The organism is Methylobacter marinus A45 (genome assembly GCF_000383855.1).
Lineage (GTDB): Bacteria > Pseudomonadota > Gammaproteobacteria > Methylococcales > Methylomonadaceae > Methylobacter > Methylobacter marinus.
Window position 1 is genome coordinate 264,745 of record NZ_KB912877.1, and the last position, 19,065, is coordinate 283,809.

General features: G+C 51.3%; 15 protein-coding genes. 11 read left to right on the forward strand and 4 right to left on the reverse strand.

Features of this window, described 5'->3' with window-relative positions; translation table 11 throughout:
* Positions 1-223: 223 nt before the first annotated feature.
* Positions 224-5,347, reverse strand: coding sequence for a diguanylate cyclase domain-containing protein (locus tag METMA_RS0101135; RefSeq protein WP_156830434.1), 5,124 nt, complete (start codon positions 5,345-5,347; stop codon positions 224-226).
* A 432-nt stretch (positions 5,348-5,779) separates the two neighbouring features.
* Between METMA_RS0101135 and METMA_RS0101140 the strand changes: the two genes are divergently transcribed.
* Positions 5,780-7,108 (forward strand): pyridoxal-dependent decarboxylase, encoded by a 1,329-nt coding sequence (locus METMA_RS0101140; protein ID WP_027146936.1) that lies wholly within the window; start codon positions 5,780-5,782, stop codon positions 7,106-7,108.
* Positions 7,095-7,523, forward strand: coding sequence for a VanZ family protein (locus tag METMA_RS0101145; RefSeq protein WP_020157216.1), 429 nt, complete (start codon positions 7,095-7,097; stop codon positions 7,521-7,523). The genes METMA_RS0101140 and METMA_RS0101145 overlap by 14 nt, the downstream gene beginning before the upstream one ends.
* Before the next feature lie 180 nt (positions 7,524-7,703).
* Here the strand turns inward: METMA_RS0101145 and METMA_RS0101150 are convergent, their stop codons facing one another.
* Positions 7,704-8,264, reverse strand: a complete 561-nt coding sequence (locus METMA_RS0101150) for a MarR family winged helix-turn-helix transcriptional regulator (protein ID WP_020157217.1) — start codon at positions 8,262-8,264, stop codon at positions 7,704-7,706.
* Between the two features lie 273 nt (positions 8,265-8,537).
* On the opposite strand from METMA_RS0101150, the gene METMA_RS0101155 reads away from it, so the two are divergent.
* Positions 8,538-8,801 (forward strand): DUF2024 family protein, encoded by a 264-nt coding sequence (locus tag METMA_RS0101155; protein ID WP_020157218.1) that lies wholly within the window; start codon positions 8,538-8,540, stop codon positions 8,799-8,801.
* A gap of 51 nt (positions 8,802-8,852) precedes the next feature.
* On the opposite strand, the gene METMA_RS0101160 is transcribed toward METMA_RS0101155, so the two are convergent.
* Both METMA_RS0101160 and METMA_RS0101165 read right to left on the reverse strand, forming a co-directional pair.
* Positions 8,853-9,593 (reverse strand): slipin family protein, encoded by a 741-nt coding sequence (locus METMA_RS0101160; protein ID WP_020157219.1) that lies wholly within the window; start codon positions 9,591-9,593, stop codon positions 8,853-8,855.
* Entirely contained in the window at positions 9,593-10,960 is a 1,368-nt protein-coding gene (locus METMA_RS0101165) for an NfeD family protein (RefSeq protein WP_027146937.1), read from the reverse strand. The genes METMA_RS0101160 and METMA_RS0101165 overlap by 1 nt, the downstream gene beginning before the upstream one ends.
* Before the next feature lie 197 nt (positions 10,961-11,157).
* Here METMA_RS0101165 and METMA_RS0101170 point away from each other — a divergent pair, with 197 nt between their 5' ends.
* The 8 genes from METMA_RS0101170 (at position 11,158) to METMA_RS0101195 (ending at position 19,061) form a co-directional block, all read left to right on the forward strand.
* Positions 11,158-11,910 carry an endonuclease/exonuclease/phosphatase family protein gene (locus METMA_RS0101170; RefSeq protein WP_020157222.1) on the forward strand — a complete coding sequence of 251 codons (753 nt, stop codon included), beginning with the start codon at positions 11,158-11,160 and terminating at the stop codon, positions 11,908-11,910.
* Positions 11,907-12,524 (forward strand): CDP-alcohol phosphatidyltransferase family protein, encoded by a 618-nt coding sequence (locus tag METMA_RS0101175; protein WP_020157223.1) that lies wholly within the window; start codon positions 11,907-11,909, stop codon positions 12,522-12,524. Before METMA_RS0101170 ends, METMA_RS0101175 begins: the two co-directional genes overlap by 4 nt.
* Positions 12,521-12,718: a DUF1289 domain-containing protein gene (locus tag METMA_RS26135; protein ID WP_036295246.1), complete on the forward strand. Its 198-nt coding sequence runs from the start codon at positions 12,521-12,523 to the stop codon at positions 12,716-12,718. The genes METMA_RS0101175 and METMA_RS26135 overlap by 4 nt, the downstream gene beginning before the upstream one ends.
* A gap of 67 nt (positions 12,719-12,785) precedes the next feature.
* The gene (locus tag METMA_RS0101180; protein ID WP_020157224.1) at positions 12,786-13,193 is read left to right on the forward strand and encodes a 4a-hydroxytetrahydrobiopterin dehydratase; all 408 of its coding nucleotides are present in this window, start codon (positions 12,786-12,788) and stop codon (positions 13,191-13,193) included.
* A gap of 70 nt (positions 13,194-13,263) precedes the next feature.
* Positions 13,264-13,863 (forward strand): MBL fold metallo-hydrolase, encoded by a 600-nt coding sequence (locus METMA_RS0101185; RefSeq protein ID WP_020157225.1) that lies wholly within the window; start codon positions 13,264-13,266, stop codon positions 13,861-13,863.
* Between the two features lie 134 nt (positions 13,864-13,997).
* A complete protein-coding gene (locus METMA_RS0101190; protein ID WP_020157226.1) occupies positions 13,998-16,397 on the forward strand; it encodes a fatty acid cis/trans isomerase in 2,400 nt (799 codons plus the stop codon).
* 125 nt (positions 16,398-16,522) lie between these two features.
* Positions 16,523-16,831, forward strand: a complete 309-nt coding sequence (locus METMA_RS26140) for a hypothetical protein (protein WP_081917967.1) — start codon at positions 16,523-16,525, stop codon at positions 16,829-16,831.
* A gap of 307 nt (positions 16,832-17,138) precedes the next feature.
* Positions 17,139-19,061: a PrkA family serine protein kinase gene (locus tag METMA_RS0101195; protein WP_020157227.1), complete on the forward strand. Its 1,923-nt coding sequence runs from the start codon at positions 17,139-17,141 to the stop codon at positions 19,059-19,061.
* Positions 19,062-19,065: the final 4 nt, after the last annotated feature.

Genomic DNA, 19,065 nt, shown 5'->3' on the forward strand with positions numbered 1-19,065 from the left:
GCTGACTCCCGATAATTGCATGTAATGGGCGACGGCAGGCACTTAGCGTCTGCCGGAGAAGGAACGAGAATGAAATAAAACCCGCCATTGCTGAGGATGGACGGCAGGACAAGTCAGTCTCGGGAGTTATAACATTCACGCTCCTAAGCTTAGCAACAATCGGGAAAATAGCAGATTAAGCGTCATGATTTGGCCATTGCGCATGAAAGCAGCGCGCGGCCTGTCAGGCGAGCGCTATCTGAACGATGCCGTTGCGGCCGCTTTTCTTGACTTGGTAAAGCGCATCATCGGCGGCCTTGATCAACGCTGACGGAGAAATTTGATACGCGGGCATTGCGCTGGCGATACCGATGCTGACGGTCACGCATTCGGCCACCTGCGAGCCTTGGTGCGGGATGCGCAAACTGGTCACCGCCTGGCGGATTGAATCGGCAATCTGGATCGCGCCCTGCGCATCGGTCTGCGGCAGGATCACCGCGAACTCCTCGCCGCCGTAACGGGCCGCCAGATCGGCGGGACGCCGCAACGCGTCGGCAATCGCCTGCGCGACGCGTTGCAAGCACGCGTCGCCGGCCTGATGCCCGTAGCGGTCGTTAAACACCTTGAAATAGTCGATATCGCACAAAATCAGCGCCAGCGGCGTTTTATCGCGCTGCAAACGCAGACATTCGCTTTCCAGGCAGGCGTCGAAACGGCGGCGATTGGCGATTTGGGTCAGGCCGTCCACCGTCGCCAGGCGCTGCAACTCCTCATTGGCTTTCTGCAATTCCCGTTCCGCCAACCGGCGCTCCTGGTTTTCGCTTTGCAGGCATTGGTTAAGCGCCGAAATCGTGGCATTACGCGCCTGCAGTTCGCGATTTGTGTCCTCCAGAGCCGCTTTCTGGGTTTCGATATGCGCGGTGCGTTCCGCGACCTTGTCTTCCAGCAGTTGGTAGCCTTGCGCATTGTCGATGGAAATGGCGATCTGGCCGCTCAAGTGCTGTAACAGAAACACGCGCTCGCCGGTAAACACCGCATCGGCGGCATTGTTTTCCAGATACAGCACGCCTCGCAGTTCGCCGCGCAGCAGCAGCGGCGCGCACAGCAGCGAGCGTGCCCGGCGCTCGACGATAGCCGGATCACGACCATAAACGGTGCTCTGCCCGGCATTTTCCAGCACCACGGTTTCCCGGCTGCGCGCCACGAAATTGATCACGCTATGCGGCAGGCTGGCGGCAGCCGACAGTGGCAGCCGCTGCAGCACCGTCACGTCCCGCACGTCAATCTCCGCTTCGGCCTGAACCATCAGCCCGCCCTCTTCCTGCAACAGCAAAACGCCGCGCTGGGCGCCGGCATTTTCGATCACGATATGCATCAGGGTTTGCAGCAAAAGCGGCATGCGCCGCTCCGCGGCAATGGTTTCGGCGGCCTTGATCAATGTCACGGTATCCAGAACATGGGCGGTGCCTTGCCGGGCCGGCGCGGCATGAGACGAAGACCGGGCCTGGCCGTGGACGGAATTGAAGCGCTGCAAATAACCGCTCGCGCCCCAGCGCCGGTAACAATACCCGGCCTCTTCAAAATGAAAGCGCGCCAGCCTGTCCTGGCCCAACTCCGCGTACACCCCGGCGGCCAGTTCATTGGCCAGGGCTTCCAGATGCAATTGCCCGTTCGCTTCCGCATCGATGGCGGCCTGCTGATACGCCACCACCGCCAGGGCCGGACGCTGCCGCAGGCGATGAATCTCGCCGCCGAGCAAATGCCAGCGGCTGAGGAAATTTTGCGGGCAGCGCCGCGCCCAACGCCGCAGTTTTTTTTCGGTGCGGCGAACAGTCCGCAAGGTTTTGCGGCGACTGTCGCGCGACCTGCCCGGATACAGCCTGGCCAGGATCAATGCCGTATAGAAATGATGTTCGACCGCATGCAGCATGCCCGCCGAATCCTTCAGATAACCGGCGGAGATCCGACTCAGTTCGAGGGCGCGGTCGTATTCGCCCCACAAATACAGGCACTGCATTTTATTGACGAAATAATAATGCGCGAAATGCCGAGAGCCGTACTCGGCCAAGGACTCGACAAACGCGGCTTCGTCGAAACCGGCATCGCCGAACGAATCCGGCGCATCGGTATGGCCGCGCAGGTTCCGGACCGCCTGGCGTATGCCCCGGAGCACGCCCGCATGCTCGCGGCTGTCGATGCGTTTCAGCGTCGCCAGCATGTGGTCAATGTCATGGCACAGCGTATCCAGCGGCACCCCGCGCATGAACTGGCTTTGCGCCAGTCCGCAACAGGCGCAGCCGCTATGGAACCAGTCACCGCTTTCCAATCCCGATTCGAGCGCGACGCGCCAGTAGGTTTCGGTATCCGCCGCCGGATGCGTCCAGGAATGGGCGAAATAGCCGTAGACGAAATGGACTTCGGCTTTTTGTCGTTGATTGGCGTAGCGGTCCAACAGGCCCAGCGACAAACGTCCGTAGTCGTAGCCGGCCTGATGATTGCCCAGCACGCCGCCGAGGAAAATCACGCCGAACACCATGTAGCCGATCACCGCCTCGGCATTATTGCCGTGTTGCAGGCAGCGACCGACCTGTTTCACCGATATCGCCGCGCATAATTCCGGCTGCAACTGATAGGCCACCTTTAAAGTGGCCGACAGCAAGCGGATGGCGATGTCCATTCTGGCGTCGTGCACGGCCGGCAGCGCGAGCAAATCATCAACAGTGAACGCCCGCAAGCGGTACTTCAGGCGCAGGAAGTCGGCCAAAAAGGCCAGGCGATTGAAGCGTGCCGGCAGATCGATACCGAACAAGGCCGCCGCCTGCCGGCTGACCTGATAGGCCTGGTCGAACTGCGCCAGATCCGCATGAAACTGGATCGTCAGTTCAAAGACGCGCGCCTTTTCCAGGTCGGACCGGGCCAACTCGACGGCCTGCCCGAAAAGCTGCAAGGCCGTTTGATGATGACCGCAAAGATGCTCGCATTCGGCGCGATGGCGCATCACGGCCGCGAGCCCGCCGAAGTCCAGCGAATTCTCGGCCAGTATCGCCGAGGCATGCCGCAGAAAGGACAGCGCCTGCTCGAACGCGCCCCGACGCTTGGTCCACAGGCCCAGCTTGAAGTTACCGACGCCCAGGCGGCGCCTCTCTTTGCTTTCGACAATCAACACCTGCGCGGCATTGAGATGCTCGACCGCCCGAAACAGCAATTCCCGGTCATGGCCGATTAAAGCCTTGCCGGCCCAATAGCGGCCTAATTTCAACCGGTTGGCCAACAACTCATGCCCGGCCAACAATGAATGGGCAGCCTGTTGCACGCGATCGTGCGAGAAAACATAACGTTCCTTGCCTGTTTTGCCGTCGCCGGGCAGTTTCACCAGCAACCCCAATGCCTCGGCGGCCGCCAGATTCTCCCGCGGAGAGGTTTGTCCGCCGAACACGGCGTCGATCAACCCGGCGTCAAAGTCGCTGCCGATGCTGGCGGCTATTTTCAGCAGCTCACGCACCGGCTCGTCCAGCGAAGCGAAACGCATCAACATGAATTCGGCGACATTGTCGCTGATGCCGATGGCGCTGATCCTATCGCTATCGTAGCGCCAGCTGCCGGACCCGGCCTGGCAGGTCAAGACGCCATCTTGCTGCAACTCACGCAGATACTGGACGAAAAAGAACGGGTTGCCCTGGGTCTTGGCGTATATCGCGTCGCAGAGTTCAGCGGCCGAACCTTCGCCGAGCGGGATGGAATCAGCGATCATCTCCGCCAACGCCGGGGCCGGCAGCTCCGCCAGCTCGACAGTCTCGACCGGACGGCCGTTGTTGCGCAATTTATCCGCCAGGGCCATCAGCGCGCCATCCGGCGTTACCTCATTGTCCCTGTAAGCCGTTATCAGCAGTAAATGCCTGATGTCGAACAGCATGGACTCCAGCCACTCAAACAAGGCCGGCTCGGCCCACTGCACATCGTCCAGGAACAGGCATAATGGCCGGTCAGGCCGGCAAAACGTCTGCACGAACCGCACCCACAGCCGCTTCAGCCGGGTATTGGCCTCGCCGGCCGGCAGCTCCGGCAGGACCGGCTGCGGCCCCAGCAGCAGTTCCAGTTCCGGGACCAGTTCGACGACGGGTTGGGCTTCCCCGCCTAATCCGTCAACCAGTCGCCGCCGCCAGTCAGCCAGCGTTTCCTCGTTCTCGCCCAGCAATTGCTGGAGCAATCCCCGGAAAGCCGCGGGAAAAATCCGCGCCGGGGGATTGGCTTGGTATTGATCGCATTTGGCGGCGACAACATAGCTGTCGGTCGGCAGCACCTGCCGGCCGAAGGCCTCGAACAGCCGCGTTTTGCCAACGCCGGACCGGCCGGCGACCAGGCACAACACGGCCTGGCCGCGCCGCGAACCGGCAAATGCTTCAGCCAATTGCGCAAGCTCGGCGTCGCGCCCGTACAAACGATCGGAAATCCTCAAGATCGCCGGCCGGTCGGAGTCGACAGCCCCGCCGGCGAGCATCGCCTGCCGGCAGCCGGCAATATCCGCCAATAACTCCGCCGCCGTCGCATAACGGTCATTGGGATCCTTGGCCAGCATGGTGATGACGACCCGCGCTAGGCTTTCCGGCAGTTGCGGGCGGAACTGGCGGGGGTCGGGGATGCTTTGCGCAATGTGGCGATGAATCAGGCCGATGGAATCGTCCGATGCAAACGGCGTTCGACCGGTCAACAATTCAAACAGGATGATCCCCAGCGCATAAATGTCGGCGCGGCCGTCGACGCGCCGGTTCATGCGTCCGCTTTGTTCCGGCGCCAGATAATCGATGCATCGCACCGGCAGCGCGGACGGATTCGTTTCCTCATCGAGCTGGTCGATGAATTTCGCGCAGCTGAAGCCGATCAGCTTTAGCTGCATCTGCTCCGGATCGAGCAACAGATTGTCGGGATTGAGATTGCCGTGGACGATGCCGCGCCGATGGATCGCGTCCAGCGTTTCGGCGAGCGCCGCCATCAAGCGGTAAACGGCATCCATCGGCAATGCCTGCCCGCCCGCGTACTCCCTTAAGGATTGTCCCGGAAAATATTCGCGCACCAGTATCAGCTGCCGGCCGTGGTCCTCCAGGGCCAGGGCATTGATCACGGTCGGCAGGGCCAAGTGCCGCAAGATTTGATATTCCGAACGGAAACAGGCCAGCATGGCCGGCCCAGGATGGCTGTCGGCCAGATATCTAAGCATCACTTCATGGCAGTGCCGCCGGCACACAGCCCGATAGAGCCGGTACCAGCCTCTATCGTGTATGCATTCCTTGATTTGATAACGATCCATGGCCGGCAAAAGTGAGCTCTGTAAATGACATGATTGAATCAACAAGCGTAGCAGATAATCCATAAAAAACAAAACCTTGCCGGCATTGAGCAAACAACCGGGAGTTTGACGCTTGAAAGCGCGGGGCTGATGCAGCCTGGCCCTTATTCAGGGGGCATGGCGGAGATGAGTTATTGACTGATGCTGCGTGTAAATTGAATCGATCTAACTTCAGCTGGCCGCGTAACATCAGTAACTAAATTGACTGAGTACTAGCTTGAATATTTCACCACGAAGGCTTTGAAATTCAAATATTTGCCTATGTTTCCGTAGTAATTCATGAAGTCACGGGAAGAAAATGGCAACAACTTGATTTCCTTCGTGTTCTCTGTGTTCTCTGTGTCCTCTGTGGTTATTATGAAATATCCGGGCTAGTTACGCCCGGTTATTAAAATCTCCTGTTTCCGTCGGCACAGATTCAGGTAAACTTGAACTTTAGTTCTTGAGGAGCATTGTATGATGGTTACTCGGCGTAGATTTCTCGGTTATGCTGGAGCTAGTGCGATACTGGCAGGTTGCAGTCCTAATGCCTATCTTACCGCCCACCCGCTTGCCTCCTCAGAGGCGCAAGTTGCATCAACCGACCTGCAAGCCATGCAGGACCTTTCCCGGAACAAGGATCTTCTTCTGGGCTACCCCGTCAACATGAACACGCCGCCGAAGGCATTTTTCGATTGGCGCGGACAATTGTTCAATGCAGGCATTAATCAATTTGCGTTTAACAATGTCGGCGATCCTTATGAGGAAAGTCCCATTCCATTTAACACCCACCCGATGGAAACAGAACTCATAAGCCGTTTTTCTGGAATCTATGGTTTTAACCCGGAGAAGACCTGGGGATTTCTCACCAATAGCGGCACAGACAGCAATATGCATGGATTGTATATGGGCCGCACCATTCTCAAGAACCGCACTGGCTTGGTGCCAAAAATATATTTTACCAAGGAAGCACATTACTCCATTCAAATCCTGAGGGATCTTCTATTACTCGATTGGGTAGAAGTCGGTACTAATCCCGACGGCAGCATGGACGTTGAATCTCTCGCGCAGCAGCTTGATGAGTATCGGAATTATCCGGCCTTGGTCGTGGCAACCATAGGGACCACATTTAAAGGCGCCATAGATCCGATTGATGCCATCCGGGCCAAGCTGAAAGGGCGGGAAGCTTTTCTCCATCTGGACGCGGCGTTGTTCGGCGGCTATCTTCCGCATACAAAATTCGCGGCCGACATGTCTTATATGACAGCCCCCGACACGTCCGGTAAGCGACAGCCGCGCTATGACGCGCTTGCTGTATCGTGTCATAAATTTTTTGGCTTCCCCGCGCCCGCAGGCCTGTTTATGACGGGGTCACACATTTTCAAGGAATTCCATGCTTCTTTCAGCAAAGTGCATGACCCCGAATACATCCGCCATATTCCCGGCACTATCACTTGCTCCCGAGATGGGGTCAAACCAGCCGAGTTCTATTTTTTCAGCTCCGAATCAGCCTTTGCCAAGCAAGCGGAAGATGCTCGCGCAATGCTTCGCAATACGGATTATCTTATGAAAGAGCTGGAATCTCATTTTGCCCAGCTTCAACCAATGCGCGCAAACGATCGGTCTAATACGGTTTATTTTCGAAAACCGAGCGACGATATTGTCAACCGGTACTCGCTGGCAACGATGGAACTGGAAATGGCCGGCAAACGTGAAGCTTACGCGCATGTAGTGGTCATGCCCCATGCCAGGAAGGCTGTGCTCGATCGCTTCCTGAATGACTTGAAGCAAGATGCTTGGGCTTGATTTCAATGCCGGCAACTCGCGTGCCTGCATTGTTTGGCCATTGCTCTATATGGCCGGGATTTTCTGGCTTTCCTCTATTTCAGGCCAAGGCACAGCAAACAATGGTTTAAGTCCGCTTGTTTGGATATCACCCAATTTTCAGAACCTTCTGCATCTGCCGCTATACGGCGGACTTGCCTGGTTGTGGCTTTGGAGCTTGCGTGATTGGGTTTCCAATGCTGTTTGCAGAACTCGATCCGCGCTGATCGTAACGATGGGTTATGGCTTGCTGGATGAGTGGCACCAAAGTTTCGTACCGGGACGTTACAGTTCTCTGACTGATGTCAGCTTTAACTTTATCGGTGCGATTATGGGAGTGCTGGCCTATAAAGCGTGGGTTTCCGTTAATAAAGGCCGTGAGCCGGATGAAGAATAAAACACAGAGTCACATAGCCACATCCGATCGTGGGATTTGGCTAAAAATGACTTCCTGAAACTGGAATCTTACATGAGATGTGCTGACCAAAAGTAGGCGCTCTAGGCGGCACATCCTATGTTTAAACAGGGACATTATTGACGACCAAATCCTTAGTAGGATGTGGCAAAATAGGGTGATCTACGAAACAGCGTGCTCCTGACAGATTTTTTCACTATCGCTTTGACTTAGCGGTCCTTTCGTTAAACCACAGCGATAACCTTCCGGAGTGTTCATGAAATATTTACACGTTTTGCACAGGCCAAAGGATTGCGATCGATTGGCTTTTTGCAGTGCCGAAAGCGCTTTGACAAAAACTTCTTCATGGCTACTGAAATCAATCTCTTTCAATATAGACGAAGCTTGATTGAATAATTCCGAAGGCCGGGCCTGCTTCAGGATGGACTCGCCCTCCGGCAGAAGCTCGAGGTGCACCATGCGCCGGTCATTCGCATCAGGCGTCTTTTTTATGAAACCTTTTTTTACCAGCAACAGCAGTGTTTGTGAGACTGTTCCTCGCGTCATGCCCAGATAATTAGTAACAGCCGCGGGCGTGTCGCTATACCGGTTGCAGCGCGATAAATAATCCAATACTTGTAAATGCACAGGCTGGAGCCCCAGTTCCGTACATTTCTTGCGCTCCTCGGAACGAATCAGCGCCGCCATCCGTTCAATCAGTTCAAATACATCAACTTTTTCCATAGAACCCATATAAACATTTGTCACACAGTTGACAACGAAAGATATCTTAACATATTCTTGCCCCGTATCGAATCGATACCATAATAAATTTAAGCGAGAATGTCTCCTGATTTTTTTTGTTATGCAATCAAAAGCCATTATTTATGTGTTGCCAAACCGCATAAATACCGACTTAGGAGTTTCACTCCTCAAGGATGATTATAATATCCTAATTTTAAGCATAGTTATTGTACCGGCGACTGTTCGCCGGTTTTTTTTATAGGACTTGAAGTTATGTCTATTTCACATGTATTCGACACTTATGCAAAAACGGAGAAAGGCAGGATTATGCATTTCGATGTAGTCCTTGATGAGAAAGATCAAGAGAAGGCCTTGAATTATGCCAAACAATGGCTGCAAAGCATAGGTCAAGAAAACGCTACCGTCACGCAAGCGAACTGCTGCTTTTGTCACAGCGCGGAAGCGCCTGCTGATCTAAGAGCGCAAATCGACAAACAGGGCTATGCAATTTATAAACTGGAAGGTTGTCCGAAATAAAAATACAGGGCTCAGCTACGCCTTCTGAGCGTATCCCCCCCTTGATTTTTATTATTTCTTAAGATTATTGACAATATCTATAGGCAGCGGAAAAACAATCGTCGATGATCTATCCCCGGCAATTTCAGTCAGGGTTTGCAGATACCTAAGCTGTATGGCCTGTGGTTGCTGGGCAAGGATATTAGCCGCGGACAAAAGTTTTTCCGATGCCTGCATTTCACCTTCCGCATGAATGATTTTGGCGCGACGGGTACGCTCGGCTTCAGCCTGTTTGGCTATCGCCCGAATCATGCTTTCATCAAGGTCAACATGCTTGATTTCCACATTGGCCACCTTAATGCCCCAGGCATCGGTCTGCTGATCCAGGATAGTTTGTATATCCATATTCAACCGGTCTCGTTGTGCCAGCATTTCGTCCAGTTCGTGCTGCCCCAGGACGGAACGCAATGTCGTCTGGGCCAACTGACTGGTCGCCTCAAGAAAGTTCTCAACCTGAATAATGGCTTTATCGGGCTCGATAACCCTGAAATAGACCACGGCATTAACTTTTACAGAGACATTATCGTGGGAGATAACATCCTGGGACGGCACATCCATGACGATAGTCCGCAAATCCACACGCTCCATCTGCTGAATCAATGGGATTACGATAATCAACCCGGGGCCTTTCACACTATAAAAACGCCCGAGGAAGAAAATGACACCGCGCTCGTATTCTCTCAGAACCCTGAAGGCGCTGATTAAAAAAATCAATACGATACCGCCGACGATATACCAGAAATATGCAAACATTATTTGTACTCCTCTTTAATCGGACTAACCAATAAAGTCAGGCCATCCAGACCCGTCACCTTGACTTTCTGTTCCTTGCCTATCGCGCTGGCGCTACGGGCCTGCCAGATTTCACCATGAATACGAATCATGCCGGCGCCGGTAAAGTCTTCGAGAGCCATGCCTGTCTCACCTATTAACCCTTCCCTGCCGCTGACGACCGGCACCTGCCTGGACTTAAACAATAACCCCAAAGTAAGAATAAAAAAGGCGGCGCTGCTCAGGGCAACAGCCCCGATAATAGCCGGATTAATACCGAACCCCGGTTGGTCGGTATCGATAAGAATCACCGAACCCACGATAAAAGCCAGTAAACCGCCAAAGCCTAGAATGCCGAAACTGGGCTCGAAGGCTTCCGCAACCATTAACGAGATTCCCAACAGAATCAACGCCACGCCGGCATAATTAATCGGTAATAACTGAAAGGCAAATAATGCGAGCAATAAACAGATGCCGCCGATTGTGCCCGGCACGATGGCACCGGGATTGGAAAATTCCAGAATCAACCCGTAAATGCCGATCAGCATTAGCAGGTAGGCGATATTAGGGTTGGTAATAACAGATAACAGTTCACTGCGCCAATCAGGATCTATCCGTTTTATCACAGCCCCATCGGTCAATAATGTGACGTCCTGGCCCAACACATTGATTTTACGGCCATTCAGTTGCTTTAATAAATCAACCTGATCGGTTGCGATTATTTCAATGACCTGCTTGGCCAGCGCTTCTTCGGCGGGAATACTCACGGCCGCGCGCACCGCCTGCTCGGCCCAGTCCGCATTCCTTCCGCGCATCTGAGCCAATCCGCGGATATAAGCCACGGCATCATTGACAATTTTGTGCGTCATGGAACTTGCTGCGCCTGGCGTTTCATCCTTGGCATCTTTGTCATCCTTATCATCAAAACCGCCTGGACCCAGCATTTGCACCGGCGTGGCCGCCCCCAGGTTGGTGCCAGGCGCCATGGCGGCAACGTGGCTGGCATAGAGAATGTAGGTACCGGCACTGGCGGCCCGAGCGCCGCCGGGAGCAACATAAGTGACAACAGGGACCCGCGAAGCGATGATTTTTTTGATGATGTCGCGCATGGAAGTATCCAGTCCGCCGGGCGTATCCATGCGAAAAAGCACACAAACAGCGCCCTCTTCGGCGGCTTTATCGAGATTTCTACTGATATAGTCAGTGATGGCAGGGCCTATCGCCCCGTTAATCTCAAGCTGGATAACGGTTGCGGCTTTGTCTGGCTGGATGTCGTCGTCTGTTTCGGCTTGCAGCATGGGAGCCAGAATCATCAGGAAAACAAAGATAGCCTGTCTCATCATCGTCATAATCATTGTTTTCCTCTACCATCTGATACCTAAAAGCAAAGTGGATTCGGTATTTTTGCTAGTCCTCAACACTATAGCATTGAACAAAAAAAGCCGCATTAGTTCGAATAAACCGGCGCCTATCAACATGGGCTTGATTTTTAGTTTTAATCGGGGTAAATGTTTAGCCATGCACTGCCTCTATCCCACAGGATTTTATGAGTAAAAACCAGTTACGCGTGGTGACTTACAACATCCATAAAGGCTTCAATATCGGCAATCGTCGATTCGTTCTGCACCAGATACGCGAAGCACTGATTGGCACAGGCGCCGATCTGTTGTTTCTACAGGAAACACAGGGCGAACACAGCTTACATGAAAAAAAGATACTGGACTGGCCTGACCTTTCCCAGTCGGAATTTTTGGCCGATGGCGGCTGGCCGCATTTTGCCTACGGTAAAAACGCCATATATAGCGCGGGTCATCATGGCAATGCCATTCTCAGCAAATATGATCTGGAGTTCTGGGAAAATGTGAATGTTTCACCTTATCCCTGGGCCAGTCGCAGTCTTTTGCATGGCGTTATCAACGTTCCCGCTGTCAATAAAACCGTCCATATCGTCTGTATTCATTTCGGCCTTATGGGAACTGAGCGCCGGCGTCAGGTCGAAACATTATGTAACCGCATAGACAGCCATATACCGCATGATGCGCCGTTGATCGTAGCCGGCGATTTTAATGACTGGATGGGGTTGATCGAGCGCCATTTTCATGACCATTTGAAATTAAAAGAGGTATTTCGGACTTTACATGGGCGTCATGCACGAACTTTTCCTGCCTGGATGCCTTTTTTACCGATGGATAGAATTTATTATCGAGGCCTTGAACCGGTTGTCTGCAACCGGCTGGGCCAGTTGCCCTGGCGTTTGCTGTCGGATCATGCCCCGCTGTCTGCAACTTTTCAGTTATGACTATGAACCTGAAGCCGAACCCGGAATTATTAACCCTGCCCAATTTGTTGACCTGTTTCCGGTTTGTGATCGCACCGGTGCTGTTATGGCTGGCCTGGCACGGCTACGAAAACCCGTTTCTGGTTTTACTGGCGGTCGCTTTTCTTTCCGATGCACTGGACGGCATCGCCGCACGCCTGACCGGGCAAGTGACTCAATTTGGCGCCATGCTCGACAGCTGGGCCGATGTCATCATCTATTTAATTATCGCCATCAGTGCCTGGTGGCTGTGGCCCAATGTGGTTAAGCGTGAATTGATTTATGTCATTCTGATAATCAGCAGCTATCTGCTGCCTGCCATCGTAGGCATAATCAAATTCGGCTCCTTTACCAGCTACCATACATGGATGGTCAAATTCGCGGCGGCGACGATGGCGCTGACATTGTATATCTTGTTTCTGGGTGGTCCGGCCTGGCCATTCCGAATCGCATCCATCATTTGTGTGCTTGCCGCCGCCGAAGAAATTGCCATTACGCTGCTGCTCTCCGAGAAGCGCTCAAACATTTCGTCCCTCTGGAATGTTTTAAAAAACTTAACCCGGAAATCTTCACAACCCAATCGGCACAATCAATGAGCTCATCCCAGGAATGCATCTACTCACCATGCATCCGCAAATGCTGCCTGGATAATGATGATATCTGTCTTGGTTGTTTTCGTGCTCTCAATGAAATTATCATCTGGACCCAACTAGACGAGAAAACCCGCCTGCAGTTGCTTGAAAAGGCAAAAATTCGTCAACAGCAGCGCAAGAACAGCAATTGTTTTTAAGAGTGCGCAACCAAACAAGCGTTATCTTGTCATTATTATTGGTTAATTATAAAAAAGGGGATTACCTATGAATGTCCTGGCCAGTAAAAAATGTGAAGCCTGCGAAATTGGTGCGCCTTTATTGACTCATGAAGAAATTGACGAACTTATGCCGCAATTGAAGAACTGGATAATAATTGAAACGGACGGCGTCCGGCATCTGTCCCGGACATTCAGGTTTAACAACTTTAAAGAAGCCTTGTCTTTTACCAATAAGGTCGGCACTCTGGCTGAACTGGAAGGCCATCATCCTTCTATTACAACGGAGCGGGGACAAGTAACGGTCTGCTGGTGGTCTCGAAAGATAAAAGGCCTGCACCTTAATGATTTTATAATGGCCTCTAAAACTGATACCCTTACTCAACCCGCGCATGAAGACAATGCAATTAAAAATAAGTACCGGCAGGGTTTGGGCCTGGGACTTAATTTCTGGTAAACCATGCCCCATGCCGGACAGATAGCCATTATCGATAATCGGAATTTTTGAAGTAAACAAGAGCGCCATCATGAAACAATTACATCGAAAAGACCTGTTTGGCTGGTCGGTTTTTGATCCAGAACGCAATCTGGACTTTCACAGTGTGCTTTGGATACGCGATGACGGCAATGTTCTGATCGACCCTTTGCCCTTATCCGAACATGATCACAGCCATCTACAAAGACTGGGCGGTGCCGGTTTCATCGTCATTACCAATAGCGACCATTGCCGCGATGCCGAACATATTGCCAGCATTACAGGCGCTGTGCTTTGCGGCCCCGCTGCCGAGGAAGATACATTCCCTCTGTCCTGCAGTCGCTGGCTTTATGATAACGAAGAGATCGTTCCCGGTTTGGTTGCTTATGAGCTTGAGGGCTCTAAAACACCGGGAGAGCTTGCCTTGGTTCTGGAACATACTACACTGATAACAGGCGATTTGATTCGCTGTCATGTCGGCGGTGAATTATGCCTGTTGCCGGAAAGCAAGCTGACGGACGTGGACAAGGCTATTCATTCGGTCAAACGCCTGGCTGATTTGCCAGGCATTAAAGCCGTGTTAACCGGCGATGGCTGGCCGCTGTTCAACCATGGCGCCGAAGCGTTGCATCGCCTGGCCAGATCCCTTTAACATCAATCGTCTACCTGGCATAATTTTATAGCTTGACCGGGCTTGTCTTGGCTGTACCAAAACAAGAGTTCCTGCAGAACCCAACCCCACACGTTATGCATTAGCCCCTGACAACGGAATTCAGTGATCTAGTAATGGTTAGAATTATTGGCCTAAAGTTATACAGTCTTTTGTTTTTTATCCTCTTAAGCTGTTTTATTATTATCTATAGCCATGTCAATCTTGCAACTACAGGCAACACGGCGACCCAATCCCAAATACTTATACCCCCCCAGTCATTTCGCCAGGTCTCCTACTATAATGACATCAAGCCCATCCTGGATTCGCGTTGCGTCGCTTGTCATTCCTGTTATGACTCGCCTTGCCAGCTTAAGCTTAGTTCGTTTGAAGGGGTAGACAGAGGCGCGAGCAAAAAAACGGTATATGATCATGAAAGATTAATCGCCCAGGAACCGTCCAGGCTATACATTGACGAAACCACGACCGCAGGCTGGCGGGAAAAAGGTTTTTTTCCCGTTCTGAACGAACAAGCCCCATCGCCCGAGACCAACCTGAACAACTCGCTGATTGCTAAATTATTACAGTTAAAGCGTGACAATCCCTTGCCATCCAGCGGCAAATTGCCAAAGTCCATTGAACTTGATCTGGAGCGATCATTACAATGCCCCAGTCCCGATGAATTTCAAAAATACCGGCAAGATCATCCGCTTTGGGGGATGCCCTATGGCCTGCCTCCGCTTACCCGGGATCAGGAAAATACGCTTTTAAGCTGGTTACAGGCTGGAACTAAACCTGATGTTCAGCATGTCTTATCTTCCGCGGCCGAAGCTGAGATTGAAAAATGGGAACTATTTTTTAATGCCCCGTCATTAAAGTCGCAATTGGTCGCCCGCTATATTTATGAACATTTGTATATCGGTGACATGCATTTTAAGGGTCATCCGGCTAACGAATTTTATAAGCTGGTCCGTTCCAAAACGCCGCCGGGACAAGCCATAGAAGAACTGAAAAGCATTCGTCCATTCGATGATCCCGGCATCGACCGGTTTTATTATCGGTTGCGCCCCATTACCTCCACTATTGTCGACAAAAACCATTTTGTTTATGAATTGAGCGACAATAGGATGCGACGCTTACAGGAGCTATTTTTCAAACCCGACTTCACAATAACGAAACTGCCAGGGTATGACCCTCAGTCAGCCGCCAATCCGTTTAATACCTTCAGCGAACTGCCGGCTATTTCGCGCTATCAATTCCTGCTCGACGATGCCCAGTATTTTTTCTCCGGTTTCATCAAAGGCCCGGTTTGCCGGGGGCAGGCCGCGGTTAATGTTATCCGTGATCAGTTCTGGATAGCCTTCATCAAACCTCAAAACGACTTTATGCAGGAAAGCACTGAATTCCTGGCCGAAAACAATCACTACCTGCGCATGCCCGCTTCCGAAGGCGAAAAGATCGGCTTAATCTCATGGCTCGACGTTAATAAGCTGCAGCAGCAATATGTCGATAAGAAAGAAACCTTTATTCATAAGGCCTTGCTAAGGCATCATGATGTCGATTTCAATCTGATATGGGATGGCGACGGTCATAATGATAATGCCCTGCTAACGGTCTTTCGGCATTTTGACAACGCGACTGTTGTGAAGGGACTGGTGGGCAAAACACCGCTGACAGCCTGGGTCGTCGACTACCCCCTGTTTGAGCGCATTCATTATCTGCTCGTGGCCGGTTTCAACGTCTACGGCACGGCAGGACACCAGGTAACCACGCGCTTGTATATGGATTCATTACGCATGGAGGCTGAAAATAATTTCCTCCGGTTTATGCCAGTGCAGTACCGAAAAGCGATGCGTGATTCCTGGTATCAAGGCATCGATGCCAAACTGTTCAGCTTCTTCGAAAAGCCCTTGTATGGCATCAGCAAAGAAACGGCTATCAGTTATGAGACCAATGATTACAAAAAGGAGTTTTTTGAAAAAATCCAGCAACGCCTGGGCCCTGCGGCCGGAGAGCCCGACTTGATTAATCGCTGCATGCAAGAGCCCTGCATCAGAAAGAACAGCACTGACGATCAGCGACAAACAGATGCCATGATACGCCAATTAGCCAATTTAAAAGGTCATGAAATTCAAGCCCTGCCTGAAGTATCATTTTTGCGCGTAACAACAGACAACCCTGACAAGGACCTCGTCTACACGCTGATCCGCAACCAAAAACTTTTGAACGTCTCGTTTATATTTGCTGAAAACCTGAGGCGAGAGCCTGAGAAAGATACGTTGACCGTTGTACCCGGGTTTCTCGGCAGTTATCCGAATATATTTTTGAGCGTGCAAAAACAGCAGTTGCCGGATTTCATCGAGCAACTGAAACATACCCGAACCGAGTCAGAAAAAGACTTGCTTTACGGGCGTTATGGTATCCGCCGCAATAATCCGCGGATTTGGCAATACTATGATTGGTTTAATCAGAAGTACCTGAATGAACAGCCTGAAACCGCCGGACTTTTCGATATGAACCGGTATGAAAATTTGTAACAGTAAATAAACCGGCAAGCTGACCTGTCTTATTCCTGTCGGCTTAGCCGCCTGGATTAGTTGAACTTTCTAATGTATCAGCCTGTCCTTGATAAAAATCGCTCAGTACCTGAAGGTAGAAAACAATGGACATAATTGATTCGCGCAGAGGCTCACGGCGCACCTTGGCAAACCGACGCATAACTGACAGACGTACCTGTCCTTATCAATTCGGCTCACCGGAATGGGTGGAAAATATACAGAAGAATTATCTGGCATGGCCAAAGTCTGATCGCCGTATGAAGGAAAGGCGCACCGAAGACCGGCGCGTACTGGATCGCAGGCAACAGCCACTTCCCGATCGTAGCCGCTACGAAAAAGAGCACCCGTGGCTCTTGCTTGCTCCCGAAGAAAGAGAGTTGATTAAATCTTTATACTTAAACGATATGGAATAGCCGACTTTTGCCGGAAGGTCTTGCTGAAAGACTATAAGCAGGTTCCGTTAAAGCGGCCGTTTATTCACCGAAAGACTATCTTTGAGTCTCTAATGAAGAGGAACTCCGTAAAGAACTACACGTGAGTAACTATTTCTTGTATATGTAACCATTACCATGAGTTTGTAGCATTCTTTTCATGGCACGAGTTGAACCATAGACCTCCCGTTCAGCTTAAATTAATTGCGCCCATGGAGATAATGAGCAAATACATGGTCTATATTGGTGTTGTATTTATAAAACAGGACAAACCATTGTGGGGGTTGTGATGAGTATATTTGAGCGCTATACATCAAAATTTGAAGAATTGAAGGAGGAAGAATTAACGCTTCCGGAATACCTGGATCTGTGCAAAAAAGATCCTCTAACCTATGCGAGTCCCGCAGAGCGAATGCTGGCCGCTATCGGCGAACCGGAACTGCTGGACACGCATAACGACTCCCGACTCAGTCGGATTTTTTCCAATAAAGTCATAAAAATTTACCCCGCTTTCCGCGAATTTTATGGCATGGAAGAAGTGATTGAGCAAATAGTCTCTTTCTTCAGGCACGCGGCACAGGGCCTGGAAGAGAAAAAACAAATCCTTTATCTGCTCGGCCCGGTCGGCGGCGGCAAATCATCCCTGGCTGAAAGGCTTAAGTCGCTGATGGAGCAAACGCCTTTTTACGCTATTAAAGGCTCCCCTGTGTTCGAATCGCCGTTAGGGCTATTTAATGTCGAGGAGGACGGCGACATTCTTGAAAAAGATTATGGTATTCCCAGACGCTACCTCAACACAATCATGTCGCCTTGGGCTACTAAACGCCTGCATGAATTCAATGGCGATATACGCCAGTTCAGAGTCGTTCGCATACGCCCATCCATCCTGAGACAAATTGCCGTTGCCAAAACCGAGCCGGGCGATGAAAACAACCAGGATATTTCATCATTGGTAGGGAAAGTCGATATCCGTAAACTGGAAAAATATTCTCAGGATGATCCCGACGCCTACAGCTATTCCGGCGGTTTGTGCCGGGCCAACCAGGGCTTGCTTGAATTCGTCGAGATGTTCAAGGCTCCTATCAAGGTTCTGCATCCCCTGTTGACGGCAACACAGGAAGGCAACTACAAAGGTACTGAAGGGTTCCCGGCAATTCCGTTCCAGGGCATTATTCTTGCGCACTCGAATGAATCGGAGTGGCTGGCGTTCAGGAACAATAAAAACAACGAGGCGTTTCTCGACCGCATTTATATCGTCAAAGTGCCCTACTGCCTGCGCGTTTCGGAAGAAATAAAGATTTACAACAAACTGCTCGAAAACAGCTCTCTGCATGATGCCCCATGCGCACCCGGCACGCTGCAAATGATGGCGCAGTTTGCCGTGTTATCCCGACTGAAAGAACCTGAAAACTCCAACATCTTCTCCAAAATGCGGGTTTACAATGGCGAGAACCTCAAAGATACCGATCCCCATGCCAAGTCCTATCAGGAATACCGCGATTATGCCGGTGTCGATGAAGGCATGACGGGGCTGTCCACGCGTTTTGCGTTCAAGATTCTATCCAAGGTTTTCAACTTCGATAATACCGAAGTCGCGGCCAACCCGGTTCATCTGTTGTATGTCATCGAACAGCAAATCGAGCGTGAACAGTTCCCTGCGGATGTTGAAGAAAGGTATCTGTCTTATCTTAAAGGCTACCTGACACAGAAATATATAGAGTTTATCGGCAAGGAAATCCAAACGGCTTATCTGCAATCCTATTCGGAATACGGTCAGAATATTTTCGACCGTTATGTCACTTATGCCGATTACTGGATACAGGATACCAATTACCGGGACCCCGATACCGGCGAAATGTTCGATCGGAGCGCCTTGAATGAGGAGTTGGAAAAAATCGAAAAACCTGCGGGCATCAGTAATCCAAAAGATTTTCGCAACGAAATTGTGAACTTTGTCTTGCGAGCGCGTGCCAAACACGGAGGTAAAAACCCGGCTTGGACCAGTTATGAAAAACTGCGCACGGTAATCGAAAAGAAAATGTTTTCAACCACTGAAGATCTGTTACCGGTTATTTCCTTTAATGCCAAGGCATCGCCTGAAGATCAGAAAAAACATGAAGAGTTTATTGATCGCATGATTGAAAAAGGTTATACAGAAAAACAGGTACGCTTACTCAGCGAATGGTATTTAAGAGTACGTAAATCGTCTTAAACCA

Excerpts from the sequence above, each read along its gene's own strand:
- METMA_RS0101155 (WP_020157218.1), top strand. The coding sequence starts at position 8,538 with ATGTCTATTTCACATGTATTCGACACTTATGCAAAAACGGAGAAAGGC.
- METMA_RS0101165 (WP_027146937.1), bottom strand. The coding sequence starts at position 10,960 with ATGACGATGATGAGACAGGCTATCTTTGTTTTCCTGATGATTCTGGCT.
- METMA_RS0101160 (WP_020157219.1), bottom strand. The coding sequence starts at position 9,593 with ATGTTTGCATATTTCTGGTATATCGTCGGCGGTATCGTATTGATTTTT.
- METMA_RS0101185 (WP_020157225.1), top strand. The coding sequence starts at position 13,264 with ATGAAACAATTACATCGAAAAGACCTGTTTGGCTGGTCGGTTTTTGAT.
- METMA_RS0101170 (WP_020157222.1), top strand. The coding sequence starts at position 11,158 with ATGAGTAAAAACCAGTTACGCGTGGTGACTTACAACATCCATAAAGGC.
- METMA_RS0101135 (WP_156830434.1), bottom strand. The coding sequence starts at position 5,347 with ATGGATTATCTGCTACGCTTGTTGATTCAATCATGTCATTTACAGAGC.
- METMA_RS0101175 (WP_020157223.1), top strand. The coding sequence starts at position 11,907 with ATGACTATGAACCTGAAGCCGAACCCGGAATTATTAACCCTGCCCAAT.
- METMA_RS26140 (WP_081917967.1), top strand. The coding sequence starts at position 16,523 with ATGGACATAATTGATTCGCGCAGAGGCTCACGGCGCACCTTGGCAAAC.
- METMA_RS0101150 (WP_020157217.1), bottom strand. The coding sequence starts at position 8,264 with ATGGAAAAAGTTGATGTATTTGAACTGATTGAACGGATGGCGGCGCTG.
- METMA_RS26135 (WP_036295246.1), top strand. The coding sequence starts at position 12,521 with ATGAGCTCATCCCAGGAATGCATCTACTCACCATGCATCCGCAAATGC.
- METMA_RS0101145 (WP_020157216.1), top strand. The coding sequence starts at position 7,095 with ATGCTTGGGCTTGATTTCAATGCCGGCAACTCGCGTGCCTGCATTGTT.
- METMA_RS0101140 (WP_027146936.1), top strand. The coding sequence starts at position 5,780 with ATGATGGTTACTCGGCGTAGATTTCTCGGTTATGCTGGAGCTAGTGCG.
- METMA_RS0101195 (WP_020157227.1), top strand. The coding sequence starts at position 17,139 with ATGAGTATATTTGAGCGCTATACATCAAAATTTGAAGAATTGAAGGAG.
- METMA_RS0101190 (WP_020157226.1), top strand. The coding sequence starts at position 13,998 with ATGGTTAGAATTATTGGCCTAAAGTTATACAGTCTTTTGTTTTTTATC.
- METMA_RS0101180 (WP_020157224.1), top strand. The coding sequence starts at position 12,786 with ATGAATGTCCTGGCCAGTAAAAAATGTGAAGCCTGCGAAATTGGTGCG.